The 16,749-nt window shown below is 54.1% G+C and carries 19 protein-coding genes and 2 pseudogenes; 13 read left to right on the forward strand and 8 right to left on the reverse strand.

Annotated elements, in window-relative coordinates:
• From MUY35_RS04950 to MUY35_RS17095, 7 genes are all read left to right on the forward strand, one after another.
• Positions 1 to 867 carry a mechanosensitive ion channel family protein gene (locus MUY35_RS04950; RefSeq protein WP_248364373.1) on the forward strand — a complete coding sequence of 289 codons (867 nt, stop codon included), beginning with the start codon at positions 1 to 3 and terminating at the stop codon, positions 865 to 867.
• Positions 864 to 1,979 (forward strand): hypothetical protein, encoded by a 1,116-nt coding sequence (locus tag MUY35_RS04955; RefSeq protein WP_248364375.1) that lies wholly within the window; start codon positions 864 to 866, stop codon positions 1,977 to 1,979. The genes MUY35_RS04950 and MUY35_RS04955 overlap by 4 nt, the downstream gene beginning before the upstream one ends.
• Before the next feature lie 9 nt (positions 1,980 to 1,988).
• The gene (locus MUY35_RS04960) at positions 1,989 to 2,816 is read left to right on the forward strand and encodes a mechanosensitive ion channel domain-containing protein (protein ID WP_248364377.1); all 828 of its coding nucleotides are present in this window, start codon (positions 1,989 to 1,991) and stop codon (positions 2,814 to 2,816) included.
• A gap of 83 nt (positions 2,817 to 2,899) precedes the next feature.
• Positions 2,900 to 3,055, forward strand: a complete 156-nt coding sequence (locus MUY35_RS04965; RefSeq protein WP_242113485.1) for a DUF1328 domain-containing protein — start codon at positions 2,900 to 2,902, stop codon at positions 3,053 to 3,055.
• A 122-nt stretch (positions 3,056 to 3,177) separates the two neighbouring features.
• Positions 3,178 to 3,417 (forward strand): hypothetical protein, encoded by a 240-nt coding sequence (locus MUY35_RS04970; RefSeq protein ID WP_248364379.1) that lies wholly within the window; start codon positions 3,178 to 3,180, stop codon positions 3,415 to 3,417.
• A gap of 16 nt (positions 3,418 to 3,433) precedes the next feature.
• Positions 3,434 to 3,745, forward strand: a complete 312-nt coding sequence (locus MUY35_RS17090) for an exopolysaccharide biosynthesis protein (protein WP_282569187.1) — start codon at positions 3,434 to 3,436, stop codon at positions 3,743 to 3,745.
• Positions 3,660 to 4,043, forward strand: a complete 384-nt coding sequence (locus tag MUY35_RS17095; RefSeq protein ID WP_348984497.1) for an exopolysaccharide biosynthesis protein — start codon at positions 3,660 to 3,662, stop codon at positions 4,041 to 4,043. Before MUY35_RS17090 ends, MUY35_RS17095 begins: the two co-directional genes overlap by 86 nt.
• Before the next feature lie 105 nt (positions 4,044 to 4,148).
• On the opposite strand, the gene MUY35_RS04980 is transcribed toward MUY35_RS17095, so the two are convergent.
• The 5 genes and pseudogenes from MUY35_RS04980 to MUY35_RS05000 all read right to left on the reverse strand — a co-directional run.
• Positions 4,149 to 4,616, reverse strand: coding sequence for a pyridoxamine 5'-phosphate oxidase family protein (locus MUY35_RS04980; protein ID WP_248364380.1), 468 nt, complete (start codon positions 4,614 to 4,616; stop codon positions 4,149 to 4,151).
• Between the two features lie 158 nt (positions 4,617 to 4,774).
• On the reverse strand, positions 4,775 to 5,533 hold the full coding sequence (locus MUY35_RS04985; RefSeq protein ID WP_248364382.1) for a Crp/Fnr family transcriptional regulator: 759 nt from the start codon (positions 5,531 to 5,533) through the stop codon (positions 4,775 to 4,777).
• Positions 5,534 to 5,582: 49 nt separating this feature from the next.
• The gene (locus tag MUY35_RS04990) at positions 5,583 to 6,629 is read right to left on the reverse strand and encodes a PAS domain-containing protein (RefSeq protein ID WP_348984498.1); all 1,047 of its coding nucleotides are present in this window, start codon (positions 6,627 to 6,629) and stop codon (positions 5,583 to 5,585) included.
• A 472-nt stretch (positions 6,630 to 7,101) separates the two neighbouring features.
• Positions 7,102 to 7,620: a hypothetical protein gene (locus MUY35_RS04995; protein WP_248364387.1), complete on the reverse strand. Its 519-nt coding sequence runs from the start codon at positions 7,618 to 7,620 to the stop codon at positions 7,102 to 7,104.
• A gap of 426 nt (positions 7,621 to 8,046) precedes the next feature.
• A pseudogene (locus MUY35_RS05000) lies at positions 8,047 to 8,241 on the reverse strand (IS110 family transposase); the annotation flags it as partial.
• Between MUY35_RS05000 and MUY35_RS05005 the strand changes: the two are divergent.
• Positions 8,240 to 8,677 (forward strand): annotated as a pseudogene (locus tag MUY35_RS05005) (integrase core domain-containing protein); the annotation flags it as partial. The pseudogenes MUY35_RS05000 and MUY35_RS05005 sit on opposite strands and share 2 nt — an antisense overlap.
• A gap of 30 nt (positions 8,678 to 8,707) precedes the next feature.
• On the opposite strand, the gene MUY35_RS05010 reads toward MUY35_RS05005, so the two are convergent.
• Positions 8,708 to 8,941 (reverse strand): hypothetical protein, encoded by a 234-nt coding sequence (locus MUY35_RS05010; protein WP_248364389.1) that lies wholly within the window; start codon positions 8,939 to 8,941, stop codon positions 8,708 to 8,710.
• 1,157 nt (positions 8,942 to 10,098) lie between these two features.
• On the opposite strand from MUY35_RS05010, the gene MUY35_RS05015 reads away from it, so the two are divergent.
• Genes MUY35_RS05015 through MUY35_RS05025 form a run of 3 tightly spaced genes read left to right on the forward strand, consistent with a single transcriptional unit; the run spans position 10,099 to position 14,014 of the window.
• Complete coding sequence (locus MUY35_RS05015; protein WP_248364391.1) at positions 10,099 to 10,830, forward strand: hypothetical protein; 732 nt, start codon at positions 10,099 to 10,101, stop codon at positions 10,828 to 10,830.
• Positions 10,830 to 13,052 carry a transposase family protein gene (locus MUY35_RS05020; RefSeq protein WP_248364393.1) on the forward strand — a complete coding sequence of 741 codons (2,223 nt, stop codon included), beginning with the start codon at positions 10,830 to 10,832 and terminating at the stop codon, positions 13,050 to 13,052. Before MUY35_RS05015 ends, MUY35_RS05020 begins: the two co-directional genes overlap by 1 nt.
• Entirely contained in the window at positions 13,049 to 14,014 is a 966-nt protein-coding gene (locus MUY35_RS05025) for an ATP-binding protein (RefSeq protein WP_248364395.1), read from the forward strand. The genes MUY35_RS05020 and MUY35_RS05025 overlap by 4 nt, the downstream gene beginning before the upstream one ends.
• 248 nt (positions 14,015 to 14,262) lie before the next feature.
• On the opposite strand, the gene MUY35_RS05030 is transcribed toward MUY35_RS05025, so the two are convergent.
• Complete coding sequence (locus MUY35_RS05030) at positions 14,263 to 14,967, reverse strand: hypothetical protein (protein WP_248364397.1); 705 nt, start codon at positions 14,965 to 14,967, stop codon at positions 14,263 to 14,265.
• On the reverse strand, positions 14,939 to 15,337 hold the full coding sequence (locus MUY35_RS05035) for a hypothetical protein (protein ID WP_348984499.1): 399 nt from the start codon (positions 15,335 to 15,337) through the stop codon (positions 14,939 to 14,941). Before MUY35_RS05035 ends, MUY35_RS05030 begins: the two co-directional genes overlap by 29 nt.
• Positions 15,338 to 15,379: 42 nt before the next feature.
• Here MUY35_RS05035 and MUY35_RS05040 point away from each other — a divergent pair, with 42 nt between their 5' ends.
• Together MUY35_RS05040 and MUY35_RS05045 are read left to right on the forward strand one after the other, a co-directional pair.
• Complete coding sequence (locus tag MUY35_RS05040; protein ID WP_248364399.1) at positions 15,380 to 15,883, forward strand: hypothetical protein; 504 nt, start codon at positions 15,380 to 15,382, stop codon at positions 15,881 to 15,883.
• 116 nt (positions 15,884 to 15,999) lie between these two features.
• The gene (locus MUY35_RS05045; RefSeq protein WP_248364400.1) at positions 16,000 to 16,620 is read left to right on the forward strand and encodes a ribonuclease HII; all 621 of its coding nucleotides are present in this window, start codon (positions 16,000 to 16,002) and stop codon (positions 16,618 to 16,620) included.
• Positions 16,621 to 16,749 lie beyond the last annotated feature (129 nt).

A 16,749-nucleotide genomic window follows, 5' to 3' on the forward strand; every position in this document is an offset into this window, starting at 1 on the left:
ATGGAAGAAGCTATTGCCTATCTGAACACCCAATGGTCCGCTGTCGTGAAGGGCGTGTCCGATATCCTGCCCGAGCTGGTTGCCGCGCTGGCTGTCATCGCCCTGACTTGGGGTCTGTCGCGCTTTGCAAAAATGATCATCGCCCGGTTGGGCGGGCGTATGCACCTGCGCAGTAACCTGATCGAGGTTTTGTCGATGCTTGCTTCGGTCGGTTTATGGCTGATCGGCACGCTGATCGCAGTGACGCTTGTGTTTCCTTCGATTACCCCGGCCAAGGCACTGACAACGCTGGGTTTGGGCTCGGTCGCTATCGGCTTTGCCTTTAAAGACACGTTCGAGAATTTTCTGGCAGGCATCCTGATCTTGCTACGCGAACCGTTCGCGTTGGGGGATTTTGTAGAATGCGAAGATATTGAAGGGCAGGTCGAAAAGATCACCATCCGCGATACCCACATTCGCCAGACTGATGGACAGCTGGTCGTGGTGCCCAATCACATGCTGTTTCAAAACCCCGTGACAGTGCGCACCAGCCGCGACCTGCGCCGGATTACAGTGATCTGCGGCGTCGCATATGGCGAGGATATCGACATCGCGCGTGACGTCATTTCGAAAGCCGTGCGAAATGTCGACACGGTGCGCGATGATGTCAAAGACGTGCAAATCTTCGCCACGAATTTCGGCGCGTCCTCCGTCGATTTCGAAGTGACGTGGTGGACCGGTTCAAAGCCGATTGATGTGCGCCAGAGCCGCGATCAGGTGATTGCCGCCGTGAAGCGGGCACTGGATGACAAAGGCATTGAAATTCCCTTCCCATATCGCACACTGACAGTGAACGAACCCATTCCCGTCACACAGGTATCTGAATGACATCATCTGCCTTTCCCAGCGACCTTGCACATGTCGGCGGCTATGACTGGCCGCGTGCGCCGACGACAAGTTCGCTGAAGGCCGGTTATCGGCGGATCTGGGAAAAGCTGCGGGTTTTGGATGATCAGAAGGCCGATTTAATGCCCGATGATCTGGAACGCTTGTCGGGATCGCTGATACCGGATGACTTGTGGACCGCGTTGCGCGAATTTCAATTCAAGCGTCTGGATGAGGTATATCTGGACTGGGCCCGTCATACGGACGGTCCGTATACAGTCTGTGCTTTTGTCACCATGCCCAGCGTACCGCAGGGTATTCTGGTCGATTGGGCCAAAGATCGCGGCTTGGATCTGGTGGACGGGGCTGCGGTTCCAGCAGGGCAGGGTGCGTTGATCGTGCCAGACTTGTCCGCATTGGTCCGGCGCAACATGGAAGGCCGGGCAGCAATGCGCGCTTATCTGGCCGAATTAGACGGCGCATCGCGCAACGTCCTGCTTGGCGTGTCCAGCTGGACCTGGACCTATCTTGCCCAAACATCCGCGATCGAGGCGGTGGTCTCGGACGCGCGCAGCTTCGCGCCGTTCAATGACAAGGCACTGGCCGAGCTAATCGGCACCCATATGTCGCATGATGCCTTCAAGTCTGCTGAAACGGGCAAAGACATTTTGTCCAAAGACGACGATGGCGCCTTGAAAGACAGCTATCTGAAAACGCTTGCGGCACGGGCCTTTGGTTGCCCTTGGGCGGCGCTCAGGTTGTTCGACGCGGCGGTCAATCGTCAACCCGACCAGAAAGACAAGGGTGAGAACGCGGAAGGCAAAAAGCTCGATGAACAAGCCACGTGGTTGCAAGATCGGGCGGTGCCCCAACTTCCGAACCACATCAGGCGCCCCAGTCACTTTTTGCTGCACGCCCTTCTGATCCATGGACCGATGGCCGCGAAAGACGTGGGCGCGGTGCTGCCGATGACCTTGCCGGTCGGCTTGCCGTCGGCGCTGGGCCGGGCCGGGTTGGTAGATGAGGACGCAGGAATGATTGCCATCCGGGAAAAATCCTATCCGCATGTGCGGCGCATTTTGTCCGAAGCGGGCTTTCCACTGGATCTGATCTAGGGTGTGAATATGGACACCGAAAACTATGATCTGACGAAGCTGTTCAACGACCTGACCGGTTGGTCCGTGTTGCAGATTGGTCTGGTCATCGCGATTTGCTTTATCGCCTATCAGATTGTGCGCTTTATCGTCCCGCGCGTGGCTGAACATTTGCCAGCGCGTTTTCGTTTGCTGGTCCTGAACTTGATCCCGCTGACACGGTTGACGCTATTTGCGGTCGCAGTGTTCTTGATCATTCCAATGGTGTTCAACGTCACGCTTAAGAATTTCGTTCTGGTTCTGGGCGGGCTGGGCGTTGCGGTGGGATTTGCGGTTAAGGATTGGGCTACCAGTGCGGTTGCGGGGATCGTTGCGGTCTTCGAACGCCCCTATCGCTCGGGCGACTGGATCCGCATTGGCGATGATTATGGCGAGGTTATTGATATCCACACCCGATCCGTCAAGTTGCGCAAAGCGGATGACGATGTTGTCACCATCCCCCATTCGCGCATTTGGTCCGAGAATATCGTCAACGCTAATGATGGCGAGAAAACCCTGATGTGCGTGGCTGAATTTATGGTTGCCCCCGACAAACCCACCACCGGGATCGGGGATATCCTGACCGACGTGGCGCGCACCAGCCCCTATCTTGACTGGGCGCGGCCCGTAAAGGTGATCATGCGCAACGAGGTCTATGCAACACGCGTGCAATTGAAAGCCTATCCATTTGAGTTAAGGGATCAGTTCATTTTCATCACCGATTTGACTGATCGCGGACGTGATGCGTTGATCGGTGCCGGTATCTCGATCGTTTCAACACCAGAGTTTGGATCATACAAACAAAGGTCTCGCGACTGATTTCACAAAAAATTCAGTATTTTCGGGAACCAATCAAGCCCCGGTACGTTCTTCTTTCAAGTGGAAACAAAAGGAGACACCCCATGCTTGGTTGGTCCATTACATTTCTTGTCGTCGCCCTTATCGCAGCGTTTCTTGGTTTTGGCGGCGTCGCCGGTACGGCCGCTGGGATTGCAAAAATCCTGTTCTTTGTGTTCTTGATCCTGTTTGTGATCACGCTGTTCCGCCGGGCGGTATAGCCGTGTCGTGTAATTAAGCCGTGTGTAATTAAGCACAATCCTGCCTCCCCCGCATTGGCCTGACGACAACGTCAGGATGATGCGGGGGTTCCTATTCCAGACTTAGATGCAAGCCGCTCGTCATGCCTGCCAAAGCCTATCAAAAACTCAACGACGGATCGGTTGACCTGACCGGATCAGCTGACGCGAAAGGTCGCGCCAAGGCAAAGTACGGCCTGATCCACATCCATTCTTTAAGCGCGACAAAGACTGCAGACGCCCTGATCGACCTCAAGTGCGCATTGAGCTGGGTGATGAGTCCTATCGGCGCATCTGAGTTCCTGATTGGCGCGTTGCTCGCCATGCGTTTGGCGAAGACCTGAGGCTGGCAGGAGGCACATGATGCGCACGGATCACGAAGCGCCGCCAGAAAACCAAATCGCCGATATCGTCGATACTATCAACGATATCCGGGATGAGGATGAGACCTCGGTCGGCAGCATTATCGAGCATCTCGGGGTCGCTTCCTTCACGCCGGCGCTTTTGTTCGTCAGCATAGTGATCGTTACGCCGCTAAGTGGTGTGCCGGGGCTGTCGTCGATCTGCGGGGTTGTTGATTGCCTTGGTGTCCGCACCGCTTCTGTTGGGTCGCAACAAACTTTGGTTGCCCGGTTTCATCACGCGCCGCGCCATACCTGGTCGCAAACTTGACAAAGCCCTGTGCCAGATTGAGGGGCCATTGGGCTGGGTGCAGGATGTGACCACCCGCCGGCTGGCATTTCTGACCACACCGCCGGTGTCCTATCTGCTTTATACGATTTGTTTGTTTTGCGGCGCTGCGATGCCGTTTTTGGAATTGGTTCCGTTGACGTCATCGATGCTGGCCTCGGTCGTGGCTCTGCTGTCCATCGCATTGATCAGCAAGGATGGTGTGTTCACCTTGATCGGGCTAACCGGCTTGGCATCTACTGCTGCGCTGCCGGCAACCATCGGGCAGCTTATGACTTAAGGTCGGAACGCCTGCGATCCGCAATTCAGCGTACCAAAAAGCCCATCTGGGGACAATTCAGATGGGCACTTGGGGCAGGTTTACGTGTGTGCTGCAGCAGGCGGGTCAGAAGCTTAACATTTGGTGCAAACCAACGTCTGGTTTCGTGCCTGTCAGACCGGCTCTGGCCATCTCGATCAGAAAACCGACACTGCTGTCGGTAGCCAGCCAAACCTCGGCGCTGTGCGGCTTAAGTTTCAAGAGACGAAGCGAGGCATCAGCCTTGCCGTCTTCAAACCAGACCGCTGCCATGGCGTTCCAGATACCGTCGATTTTGTCTTGATCCGCTTCGATGCTGAGTGTGCCTTTCACGTCGGCATACAAGCCTTCTTTGTCCGAGCTGATAAGGTAGTGAATATCTTCTTTCTTTATTGCGCTGTTATGCGCGTCGGTGCCCTGCGATGTCAGAAAATACACTGCATCGTCGTCTTTGGCGGGATAATGGGTCATCGGAAGATGGCGACCGCTGATGCCCATCAGACCCGTGCGCACCTTTTCCAAACGGTTCCAGAATTCTTGGTGTTGTTTTCTCATCGTGGTCTCCTTCTCTGCGGATGGTCCGCGTGGTTGGGTTTCGTCGCGACAAGGTAGGGTTGCCCGCGCGCCCTCAGTCAGAAAACGCGCGAACTCTGAATACGTTCCTAGATCTATCAGGCTTTTTACTTGACCGGGGCAGGGCTGTTGCCTGACCCCTAGTTTTTATCGCTGCCATGCAGGTCTTCGCGCGGGCCGGGAAACCAACTGACATCCATTTGGGCATGACGATCCTGAAAATCGCACATTTCGGCCATGACATCGGGGGCCAAGATGGTGATCTCGCCTTCCTTGCGCGACACCAACCCCTGTTGTTCCAGCGCAACAAGGCTTTTGCTGACATAGACATTGGTCAATCCGATGGTGTCACCGATTTCGGTCTGGTTCAGTGGCAGGCGAAAGCTGGTTTTTTCTGGGTTGGTAATGCGCTGGCGTGCGTCCAGTTCCAGCAGGAAGTAGGCCAGCTTTTCACGGGCGCTCATCCGACCGATTGCCTTCAGAAGGTCGGTCAGCAGGACTTGATCGCGGACAGCCAAAGTGAACAGCAAAGCGGCGACACGCGGGGCGTCGGTGAACACGCGGTCCAGATACTGTTTAGGAAAGGGGCACAGAACACCGTCATTTGCTGCGACCAGTGTGTCGCATGCCTTGTTATAGGCGATGTCGGCAAAGCCGACGACGTCGCCCGGATGGCAGATCGATACAATCTGTCGACGACCGTCTGGTAAAAGGACGAACGAATAGAACCAGCCGCTTTTAACCACGAAAAGTTCATCGGCACTGGTTCCAATATCGCGCACAACGGCGTTGGCGCTGTAGGATTCTTCGTTTTCTTCCAGCCGCGCAAGGATATCCCAAGTGTCGTCATCAATCTCAACATAGTGTGACAGCTTGCGGTAAAGGCAACTTTCGATCATGGCACCGTCCTTTGTTCACTGACGATAACAGACACTCCCGCCGCCACGTTCAGTCTTTGTCCTGGCTTTCGTTGGGCATCGTCAACGTAACCGACCTGCCTGCTGCTGTCTGATTTCCGGACAGGGTCGCGGACAGGGTTTTCGAAATCTGATGCAGGATCTTACCGCCCAACCCCGAGCCCAGCGGATCCGGCTGTGCGGTGGACTTGCCGTGACCATTGTCAGAGATCGTGATATGAATTTGATTGAAATCCGCATGTCCACTCAAGTTAACTTCGCCGCCGGTCTGCCCAAAGGCATGTTGCATGGCGTTGGTGACCAGTTCGGCAACCATCATGCCCAACTGTGTTGCGGTGTCGACGTTCACTTCAACCGGATCAGTTGGAACATCGCTGACAAAACTGACCGTATCATCCAGATCTGTGACGGCTTCGCCGATGGATGTCAGATGTGCAAATAGGTCCACCGCAGCCAGTTCGCTAGGTGCTTCGATCCCTTGCTGCATCCCGGCATATAACGTTTGAAGGGACTGAATCCGATTCAGCACCGCTAACAACCCCTCGTTTTCGCCACTTTCACGCATTTGAAGGCGCACGGATGAATGGATCAAAGACAGGTGGTTCTTTAGCCGGTGGTGCAGCTCGGACAGGGCAGCGTCGGATTGGCGCTGATTTTCAAGAAGCGTTTCATAGGGGTTATCCTTGATACGCATCTGAACGGCCGTGAACCGCTGTAGTACGCCGTCATCGTCGCGTATTGGTTTGATTGAAAGCCGGTTCCAGAAAGTGCTGCCATCGGCGCGGCGATTTAAAAGATCTGATGCAATCTGATCGCCGTTGTCGATGGCTTCGCGCACACGCGCAATTTCGTTTGTGTCGGTCGCAACATCCTGAAGCAGACGACAGTTCTTGCCGATCAGTTCGTTAGCTTTATAGCCTGTCAGATCGCAAAACAGATCATTCACAAAGACCAAAGGGTTATCAGGCAGATTTGGGTCAGTCATACATGCTGCAAAAGGCAGGTCCGACAGATTTTTACGCAACCAGGTATCGTCATAAGATTGGGTCATTTCGCGGCCAGTTCCGGTTTTAAACATCCAACCTAGTCCAACGACAGACGGAGAGCATTAAAATAGATTAAGGTTTGCCGTCAACCGCACTGAGCAACCTCACTATTGTAGTCTATTTTGAACCTTAGTGCATGATTTTCGCTTGGTCCATTGGGGCGATGGCTTCCTGGGCGGGCAGGCGAAAGCCCACAACACAATGGGGTCGATTAGTGTTGTTATGGTTCCTCTTGCTTTTGATAATGGTTTTGGCCGTACGCAGTGGGCACGAGGTCTTGCTGTTGAGCAATTCGTTCCTCATTCGGCCCTCTGAAGCTCTCGAAACAGGCGTTACTCCCTAGGCGACCGTGGCTTGATGTATGCCATTAACGCTCCAACAGCTTTGATTCAGTATCTATCGACGTAGGCGATCAACTCTGTCCGGATTGCGGACATCGACAGTATAGGCAAGCAGGGGTGATTTGCTTGGGGATAGAAATTCTCAGTCGTTGCCAGCACGGCCCTAGCTGGACCCGCTAGTTTCCTGAACCTCCTCATTCTTATCACTAACAAGCATCGGCAACCACATCTGAGGTGGAACAGGTATTCGATTTGCTCTGCTTGACATTAGCAGAATTGGCCAAAGACCTGTCTTAATGCAGCTGAGATCATCGAAGACATTTGCAGAGGCGGCGGCTGTTTGAAGTTCTTGCAATAGTGAATACTGATCGATCTTTTCGAGATCCGGCACTTTCAAGCCGCTGATAACAGAGCCGGTATCCGTTTCCCCAACGTAAATTGCGTCTTCGCTGCTTTCTTCCGGAATCCAGAGCTGCAAAGTACAGTGAGGCAACTCATCCCTGTGGAGTTGGTGCAGCACGGACAATGTTTCAGGAAGCCCTAGGCCTTCCAGCCAACTTGCGATCAGCGGCATGAGAACACTAACTGCAGTAGCTTCTTTCAAGTACTCTTCCGATTGTTCAGCCGGATGTTCAAGAGGTACTGAGTACTCGCCAAAAACGGACAGGTAGGATGTGTTCATGAGTACAGATGCATGCCAGCGCTGTGACAACTGAGTTAGCCAACCACAAATTTCAGGGAAGCGTTCTTACACCCTTGCGGCGACTCTATCCAAACTCGGCCATCACAGATGTCCGCTTTGTTGATAAAACAGAAAACGTTTCGCAAACTCAGCGAAGGTCCGGATTCCGCCCATTCTGTTCTCTAATCCGTCAATACGGGTTTCCAAATATCGTATTGTGATGTCAGAGGTTGCCTTTGTTCTCTTCGAACTCTTGGGTTCATAATGGGGTTGGCTGGTTGTGGGTCGGCAAGGTGGAAACCGCAATCATACCGTTGGTCTTGGTTGTGGCTACAGAATCGACGCCGTGTCTCACGCCCTCCCTCGGGCATCGTCCCAGATGGGAATTTTGATTTGGAATCCTCGTGATTGTCGCTCTGGTGATCCTTATGCGAACTGGAATTCGGTTTGGTCGCGCATTATCGCGTGCAGGATGATAGCGCGGCGTCTGGCGAGGGCCACACGTGCCTTCCTCATTGTTGAGCGCGCACCAATCGCAAGCGCCCATTCCTTCTATTTGAGCGGGCCAGCATACCTCGTCAGCATGACATTGGCCGCCTCGTACAGGACCGTTCGGACCCTGACCGACACGCTCGACTTGGCGCTTGAGGCGTCAGGATGTGATCAGGTCCACGTCGTTCATAAACCACGGCTGCTAAGCGACAACGGATCTAGCTACGTCTCGGGCGATCTGGCTGAATGGTTGCAGAACAAGGGTATGAAGCATTCCCGTGGTGCGCCGTATCATCCCCAGACACAGGGCAAAACTGAGCGATGGCATCAAACATTGAAGAACCGCATTCTGCTGGAAAGCTACTTCCTGCCCGGTGACCTCGAAGCCCAAATCGAAGCCTTCGTCGACCACTATAACCACCAGCGCTACCACGAGAGCCTGAACAACGTCACACCCGCCGATGTCTACTTTGGGCGCGATAAAACTATTCTAAAGCAACGAGAAAGGATCAAACGAAAGACACTCGAACAGCGGCGCTTGCATCACCGCCAGCACGCTGCATAGTCAAACCAACCAGATGAGCCGAACTCTCTCTTAGATTACGCCGCCTTTGGTGCCAAAAACCCTCACGACGGACAGGTCTGCGGCGGGTTTGCGGTTGGCAGCAGTTTCTCGAGCGATGGTCTCGGCCAGTCGAAGATCCAAGATCTTCCTCAACTTAGCCTTGTCTGCCGGTGGTGTGAATTTCGGCACATGGTACGGCTCTGGTGGCCCAATGAACTGGTCCCGCTCGGCTCTGATATCATCAAATGTCGAACGTTTCGTCATGTGGCATTCCAGATGGGTGTGCTTCGCTTAATCAGCGCATGCTACACGAAATTAGCAAGTTCTTCCATGAATGTTCCAGTATCATTGATGAATCACAGCATGGTATCTACCTAAAGTAATACGCTTCAGATATCAGCAGCGCATGACACGACATTTCTCTAGCAAGACAGACGAACGGATCCACTGGCTTACTCTGTTTTTGAAGCTGCCTGCCGAAGGAATCGCAACCCATTTCCCGACGGAAGCCGCCTGTGGGGCCCGAATTGAGCGGATACGGTGGCCGGATGGGCCAAGCTGTCCCTCGTGCTCGGGAAAAAATATTGCTCTTCCCACGACGCGAAAACCCTTCCGTTGTAGGAATTGCAACAAGCAGTTTACCGTCACATCTGGAACGTTTCTTCACGGCCGGCGGCTTAGCTTACAGAAGTATTTCCAGCTGGCAGCCGAGATCATTGAGCGCGAGATAAAGGGCTCCAGTCTAACCGGACATGGGATCAAGGACACCTATGGTATCGCGTATGCTACAGCGGTCAGGGTGAAGCAGACCATCACCGATGAATTGTCATCCGAGGACGGTGGTCTCATGGGCCGCTCTATATGCGTAGGTGAATTGGCCAGACCGCAAGATATTGGGCTTAATTCGGAAGATCATCTAATATCGTTGCTAGGCGAGCTGCAACGTCGGCGCTGGCAATCACTCGGATTTGAGTAAAGTAGACAGTGTATCCACACTCTAGATTTCGAATTCGCTCCAAAGCCCTTTCGGAACTAAAATCTTCCTCCTAATTCATCAACAACCGACGACGCCGAGCTCGATTGCTGGCGGGAAAAACGTCGGTTCGCGATCAGAGTTGGTGCCTGTTTGGCATGCGAATTTAGGAAGGAGCATGAAAGCTAACACGCTGAAATAAAATAATATTTGACTCAGCTCACAACGCGATAAAAGTTGTTGGTCGAGTTCGTCTTTTCGGTAACCTGGTTGGTTCCGAGGACGAAAGAAAAACGGCGCGCCCGAAAGCGCGCCATCAAGGTGGGGCAGATCGCCCTCTATCTCTTGCCAACCTAGAGGCCGCGAACGGCCCAGGCAAGCGCGATCTCCGTCTCACGAAAAAGAAACAAAGACCTCGATTGCACCCGCTTTCGAGCAAGGAGAAGTTATGCCTTATCAGCAGGATTGGGACACATCGCTTGGCGAACAGGAAAAACAGCCGGCACTAGAGGTAGGTCCTGTGCATGGTGTGCTGCCCTTCGATGGGTATCGCAACCCGCTGACGCGCAGTTCTACCGCACACCGTATTTCGATGGCCATTGCCACCCCGGCGACCAAGGGTCAGCGGAAGATCTATCATTTCGATGGCGAGCGCGAGATGGCCGTCGGTTTGGAGGCACTATTGTCACCTGAGCTGTATGCCTTGGAGGTCCAGCTGCCCCCGGTGAGGTATTCTGGATCGAATGGCAAAGCGCACTTCCATAGCTTCGACCTTCGGATCACATTTCGGGATGGGTATCGCCGTGCGGTTTTCGTGAGAAACGGAACGAGCCTGAAAAAGCAGAAAACCCAAGACGAAATCAAGGCGATCTTTGCAGCAACACCAAAGTCTTTCGCGGATGATAAGGTCGTCGTAAATGGCGACGGCTACACACAGGCCTTCCGGGACAACCTTCTTCGGATTTGGTATGCAACAGAAGCTAAGGACGCAGCCGTCGATGCCTACGTTTTGGACCGAGCGAGAAGAACCCCATTCTGGCTCATGCAGGATCTCATTGCTCAGTGTGACATCCATCCTGGTAAGGCTTTTGATGCGATCCTCAGACTGATTGGTCAGCGTCTGCTCGCGGCCAATCATCACCTAGCGATCTGCCATAACTCCCGGATTTGGATCGCCTGATGGCATCCAAGCCGATCTATAAGGTCCCCCAGGGCTCCGAACTGATCCTCGATCAGCGTCGTTGGCGCGTGGTGGGCAAGGATCGGGACGGCTATGCCGTGGAATGCAATGAAGACGGCGAATGCCTGACGCTTTCCTTTGAGCGCGTCGACAATGCGATTGCCGCGAAAGACGCTCAACTCATCACGCCCAAAATGGCGGAGAGCAGGAAGAAGCTGCTTGAATTCACGGGCGGCATTGAGCGAGTCGAACAGCTGCCACAGGCAGAGCGTCATGATGTCCGAGCGCGCCTCGGGATTATGGTGGCAATGGATAAACTCGAAGAAGAAGGTGTCAAACTCACTCAGCGCTACCTCAGCCGACGTGACGTCCGTCAACGTCTTCGCCATCTCGCAATTGAGCTGTCCGGTGAGAAAAATCTCTTCCGTGATGCCCATATCGGAAGTGCATCACTTCCACATGTACTGCCCAAGGGGCGGAAGCTTCAGGAAATGCGCCGGACGTTTCAAACGTTTGATCGCAATCCCGTGGTGCTGATGCGGCGTCATCACAAGAAGGGTTGGCAGAAGGGTCGTAGTCGTCTCTGTCTGCTTGGCGAACAGTTCATAGACTACGTGCTGAACTGCTTTTGCGATCCTCGACAGGTCAAACTTGGTAAGTTGTATAAAGGTGCCAAATCAAAATTCAATGTACCGGAGGATGCCGTTTTATCTGGCTTCGAATTCCCGTCTATCGTGACGGTAAGGAAACGGGCTGCTGCCCTGGACAAGCTTATTAAAGAGATCGGTCAGAACGGGCATCGATATGCTAGGAACAAATATGGCGCGGGCTCCACAAACATTCGTGCCCTGAAGTATGGAGAATATTGCGCGACTGACCAGATGTATCTGTCGATCTTTACGAACTCCAAAGGAGAAGAAGAGTTCAAAAAGATCGAAGCGGATAAAGAGGGCACACCTCTTAAGGCTGGGGAAATCCGCAGGCTCTGGTTGTTTTACATGATCGATGTCGCGACACGTATGCCGCTTGCTTGGCTGCTGGCAGACACGGCGGACGCCGATCACCAGAATAAACTTCTTCGAATGGCTATGCGTGTCAAAACGCGGGAAAAGGTTCGTTACGAATGCGAACATGACCCCGCGCCACCTGTGAAACCGAAAATGGTCAGATCAGACAATGGCACTGCTGCCCGCAATGCAGACATGTACGCCAGCCAGCTGGGAATGGGCATCAACATCATGACCGGGCGAGCCTATAACTCGGTCGACAACTCTTATGCCGAGCGAGCCCTTGCTCCTGTGCAATGGAAATTGCTGAATTTTCTCCCTGGTTACACGGGGAGCCGTCCAGGCGAGCTTAATGGCTATGACGGGCAAAAGAACGCAGAGATTACGCCCGACGATCTGATGGGCAGGATCACACGCTTTTTTGTCGATGAAGTTCCTCACAGTGAGCATAAAGGTACCGGCATGAATCGAGCAACTCCTAAGCAAAAGCTTGATGAGACGATTGAAATGTATGGCGGTATCGATGCTCCCGATCCAGAAATGATCCGCCTTCATTTCGGTGAAAAAGCGACGGCAACCACCACGTCGGAAGGCGTCAGAATTTTCAATATTCCGTATAACTCTACGGCATTGCAGAAGTTTGCGGCAGGCGATGCGAAGAAGGTCACTGTGTGTCTGGACCCAGACGACCTTCGGCACGTGACTATTCTTAACGAAGAAAACACAGATGTTATCACCGCGGACCTTAGGATGACGGTCTTCGCCGACCTTACCTTGGAGGAGGCGATTACCGACATGCGCTCCGCCGTCGAGGCGAACCCTGAGAAGCGCGCGCTTCACAATGAGCATTTGAAAGCCGCGCGCGCGCGCCGGGTGAAAGAGTCCGGGTTCTTCCCAGACTCCAATCTGCCCTCGTCATACACGAGGATCGAAGAGCTTCGCAGGCAGGCTGATCAGATGGCTCATGTCGAGTGCATCTCAATGGTCCGCACCGGGCCGACAATCGCCCCGGGCAGCATCATGGACAGATCTTCTACAACTTCGCCCATGATCTCGGATGCCCCTCAGCAGGGAGAAAATATGAGCTCTGGAAATGCCGAACCTCACTCTACTTCTTCGCAAACCCCTTCCCGCACCCAAGAAGCAGCTACGGATACCACACTAGAAACCCAAGCGGTCCGCACCTTTAAACCTATCACGGAGAGTAAACTATGAACGAATTCGTCATCCCTGGAATCCGCAACACGGCGGCCGATACCGTCGATCAAGTTTTCCCACTCGAACGGGCGGTACGCCTCAGAGACGAGTTCGCCCGGGTGTTCAGCCAGCACCTCGGCTCACTTGAAAGCGGGTCGCGGTTTGAAACGGAGAGCATTCTCGTCACCGGTCAGTCCGGAAGTGGCAAAACCAAGGAGATCGCAGAACTCCTGAAGCGGTTCAACAGCAGCGAAATCCCGTTGCCGTCTGGGCGTCCGGCCCGGTTTGCCGAATGCATCCTGACGGGAACCCAAGGCTGGAAGGATCTGGGCCGCAACACCATCCGGGCCATCGGCTATCCTCTCGACGACAGATCGCGCCTGACCCAAGCAGAGATCTGGGACCGCGTCGTCACCGAGGCGAAGTTAGATGGCGTTGTCGGCATCCACTATGACGAAGCACAGCATATCTTTCGCAAGAAGAGCGAGACGGATCAGCTTGCGTTTCTCGACTCCTTCAAGACCCTCATGAAGTCGCACGATTGGCCGCTGATCTTGATCTTTTCTGGGGTTCCAGAACTTGAGGGATACCTCCGTCAGGAACCCCAACTCTATCGTCTGGTCAACCGTATCCAGTTCGACGATGTCTCCCTGCCAGATGACTATGAAACGGTCCATGAGATCGTGGGAAGCTATGCCATCAAGTCAGGGATCGAGGTGGACGGGAGCATTCCCACTGAAGACTTCTATCATCGCCTCATCGCCGCCGGTGCTTTTCGCTGGGGACTCATAATCAAGCTGACAATCGGTGCGATCAGCGCGGCACGGGTCGCAGGTGCAAGAACCCTTATGATCGACCACTTCATCGATGCATGGGTCGCGAAGACTCAGGCAAACCGCGCCGCAACTCCGTTCACGCATAGTGGGTTCGAGACCATGTACCGGAAGGATCATCCGTTCGTCGAAGCCCTGACTGGCTAGGCTCTCCCCAACCACTACACATGCCATGCAGGCCCGCGTCTCTGACGCGGGCTTTTTCGTGTTTCCGGTCTCGTCCGCCCGGGCCGAAGAAAGTTCGAAAAAAGTTTGCGCAGACTATTCATTTCCTGCGCAGGCTATTGGTTTCGTGCTAAATCCCGAATCGGATAAGGCATTGAAAACAGAACGGAAATCACGCCCCTATGTTCGCGCTACGTTCTTTTTGCGCGCACTATTGGTTGTTCTGGCATTTAAATCATGCGAATGACGTCTTTGTCGATCGAAAGCATATAGCCGCGCCGCGCGATGGTTTTGACCAACAGCTCGCTCATCAGCTGGTTGCCCAGCGCGTCGCGCAGTCGTTTGATGCGGGTGGCGCCGGCGGCTTCATCGCAGTCCGACGGGTCGCGCCCGGAAATCAGCCCCTCAAGCTCGGACCCTGACAGGACCTCTTCATCCATCCGCGCTTCGGCAAGGGCAGACAGGGTTTCGATGGCGGCTTCGGTCAGCGAGAATTCCATGTTGTTCAGATAAACTGTGCGCTCTTCCCGGCTGATCAGAAGCGAGTTGACCTGAATGCCCGCGCGCTCGATCTCTCCCATCCGGCGGTTCAGGCCAATGATGGTGATCAGAAATACCAAGGCGGCGATCAGAAGCGCGGTGGCGAAAATCAGCAGCACGAAGATAACCATGCGATAGCTGGTCAGCGTATCGCCAAATGCCGTTCCGGACTGCGCCAAAATCTCAAGCAACTTGATTTCAGCCCCCGAATTCAGGCCGTCATTTTCAACGAATATCTGCTCTACCCGCGCGTTGAATGCATTTGCATCGGGCAAAGTCATGAACAACAAGATGGCGGCGATCAGTAAGATCCCGATGATCGTTGCGATACCTGCAGCAACCACGCGGTTCGACACGCGCCGCGCGTCAGAAGCGAAGGAAGTATTCTCCGGCACTCTCTTTCCTTTCGGTAAGACCTGTCTCGTCGAAAATGGACTGAATCTTCAAAAGGAGCCAGCCCTGGTTTTCCAGACGTTGCTGCACCTGCCGGGCGGCCACCTGTCGATTGCTGCAGGCGGCGTCAGGCAACTCTATCACGCCATAATGCAGCTTAAGCGGGTTGTCCCGTTTGGCTTTATAATCAGCATAGCAACCCGCCTGAGACGGCAAGGCATATGCGGTGAATGCGAGGGCTAGGAGAATGTGTTTCATCATGTGCAAACCATGCGGGCCACACACGGGATATTCAATATCAAAGCCGTTGATATGTGATAACAGCCGAGCGTTATTGCCTGTCTTTTGCGAGTCAACCGAAGCTTGGTGCATCTTCCACGCGTCCTTCGGGATGCATTGCCGAAAGGACACCAGATGAAACGCCGCCAAATAACCTCGCCTCTGAAATTCGCGCTTAGCGCAACGCTTGCGCTGGCCTTATCGGTCGCGCCTGTTTCTGCGGGCAGCAACAACTCCAACTCCGACAATCAGGACATCACAACAGTGATTGGTATATTGCTTGGTTTGGCCGCCGTCGGTGCAATTTTGTCCAACAACAATGATCGCGACGAAAAAGTGGTGCATCCGCATCCCCGTCGTCCAAAGCGCCCCGACCGGCGCGGCCCCAAAGTTCGCCGTGTGCCTGATCATCTGCAACTGCCTGCACATTGCCTGCGCAACTATCGGACACAGCAAGGCAAGCAGAGGTTTTTTGCGCCCCGTTGCTTGAAGCGCAATTTCTCGTATGCGTCTGACCTTCCGCGCGCTTGCAAAGACAGGATCGTGGTGCGCGACAAGAACGGCACCTACGTCACTCGAAAAGTGTATCGCAGCGGATGCCTGAACAATCGCGGTTATCGCACCAAAACGATCTATTAACCCAACATCGAGCAGCGGTGTGGCGTCCCTTAACCCCTCACACCGTGAAACTTGCGGGAGCTTCGGCTCCCGCCTTTTTTACTTGCGGGCGCCGGCACAATGGGCGACGCAAAGGGATGATCAAACCCATTCCTGATTACAGCTTTGAGATCGCCGCGCATCATCGCGGCTTTCTGCGCGTCGCTGGTGTGGACGAGGTAGGGCGCGGGCCGCTCGCGGGGCCAGTGACGGCGGCGGCGGTCGTTTTGAACGCGGATAAGATTCCAGACGGGCTGAACGATTCTAAAGCTTTGAGTACCAAGAAACGAGAAGCCCTGCATGATATCATTCTGGCTTGCGCTGATGTGTCGATTGCCCACGCTACGGTGGACGAAATCGACAAGCTGAACATCCTGCGCGCCAGCCATCTGGCGATGGAGCGTGCGGTTGCGGGGTTGGCCACGCCACCCGACCACCTGTTGATCGACGGAAACATGACGCCACGCGGTCTGACCATTTCGTCCGAGACGATTGTCAAAGGCGATGCGAGATCTGTGTCGATTTCTGCCGCCTCTATCGTCGCTAAAATCACCCGCGACCGGATCATGGTGGATTTGGCGCAACAGTTTCCCGGCTATGGCTGGGAGACGAACGCAGGTTACCCATCAAAAAGCCACAGGTTGGCGCTTCAAAATCTTGGTGTCACCCCACACCATAGACGTTCGTTCAAGCCGGTGCACAACATCTTGTATCAATAAAAAAGTGTAAGTCGCTGATTCAAAAAAGAATTTGACGGCGAATCGCCTTTGACTCATGCTGACCTCATCAAAACGAGCGCAACAATGCGCCACCGAAGAGCGTAAAATGCGCCGGGTACATGAGGCAGA

This window comes from Aliiroseovarius sp. S1339, from assembly GCF_023195695.1.
Classification (GTDB): Bacteria; Pseudomonadota; Alphaproteobacteria; order Rhodobacterales; family Rhodobacteraceae; genus Aliiroseovarius.

Bases quoted from the DNA above. Each gene is read 5' to 3' on its own strand.
- MUY35_RS05040 (WP_248364399.1), top strand. From the start codon at position 15,380: ATGAAACGCCGCCAAATAACCTCGCCTCTGAAATTCGCGCTTAGCGCA.
- MUY35_RS17090 (WP_282569187.1), top strand. From the start codon at position 3,434: ATGATGCGCACGGATCACGAAGCGCCGCCAGAAAACCAAATCGCCGAT.
- MUY35_RS05010 (WP_248364389.1), bottom strand. From the start codon at position 8,941: ATGACGAAACGTTCGACATTTGATGATATCAGAGCCGAGCGGGACCAG.
- MUY35_RS04985 (WP_248364382.1), bottom strand. From the start codon at position 5,533: ATGATCGAAAGTTGCCTTTACCGCAAGCTGTCACACTATGTTGAGATT.
- MUY35_RS04950 (WP_248364373.1), top strand. From the start codon at position 1: ATGGAAGAAGCTATTGCCTATCTGAACACCCAATGGTCCGCTGTCGTG.
- MUY35_RS04960 (WP_248364377.1), top strand. From the start codon at position 1,989: ATGGACACCGAAAACTATGATCTGACGAAGCTGTTCAACGACCTGACC.
- MUY35_RS05025 (WP_248364395.1), top strand. From the start codon at position 13,049: ATGAACGAATTCGTCATCCCTGGAATCCGCAACACGGCGGCCGATACC.
- MUY35_RS04965 (WP_242113485.1), top strand. From the start codon at position 2,900: ATGCTTGGTTGGTCCATTACATTTCTTGTCGTCGCCCTTATCGCAGCG.
- MUY35_RS04980 (WP_248364380.1), bottom strand. From the start codon at position 4,616: ATGAGAAAACAACACCAAGAATTCTGGAACCGTTTGGAAAAGGTGCGC.
- MUY35_RS05035 (WP_348984499.1), bottom strand. From the start codon at position 15,337: ATGCACCAAGCTTCGGTTGACTCGCAAAAGACAGGCAATAACGCTCGG.
- MUY35_RS05045 (WP_248364400.1), top strand. From the start codon at position 16,000: ATGATCAAACCCATTCCTGATTACAGCTTTGAGATCGCCGCGCATCAT.
- MUY35_RS04990 (WP_348984498.1), bottom strand. From the start codon at position 6,629: ATGTTTAAAACCGGAACTGGCCGCGAAATGACCCAATCTTATGACGAT.
- MUY35_RS05015 (WP_248364391.1), top strand. From the start codon at position 10,099: ATGCCTTATCAGCAGGATTGGGACACATCGCTTGGCGAACAGGAAAAA.
- MUY35_RS04955 (WP_248364375.1), top strand. From the start codon at position 864: ATGACATCATCTGCCTTTCCCAGCGACCTTGCACATGTCGGCGGCTAT.
- MUY35_RS04970 (WP_248364379.1), top strand. From the start codon at position 3,178: ATGCCTGCCAAAGCCTATCAAAAACTCAACGACGGATCGGTTGACCTG.
- MUY35_RS04995 (WP_248364387.1), bottom strand. From the start codon at position 7,620: ATGAACACATCCTACCTGTCCGTTTTTGGCGAGTACTCAGTACCTCTT.
- MUY35_RS05020 (WP_248364393.1), top strand. From the start codon at position 10,830: ATGGCATCCAAGCCGATCTATAAGGTCCCCCAGGGCTCCGAACTGATC.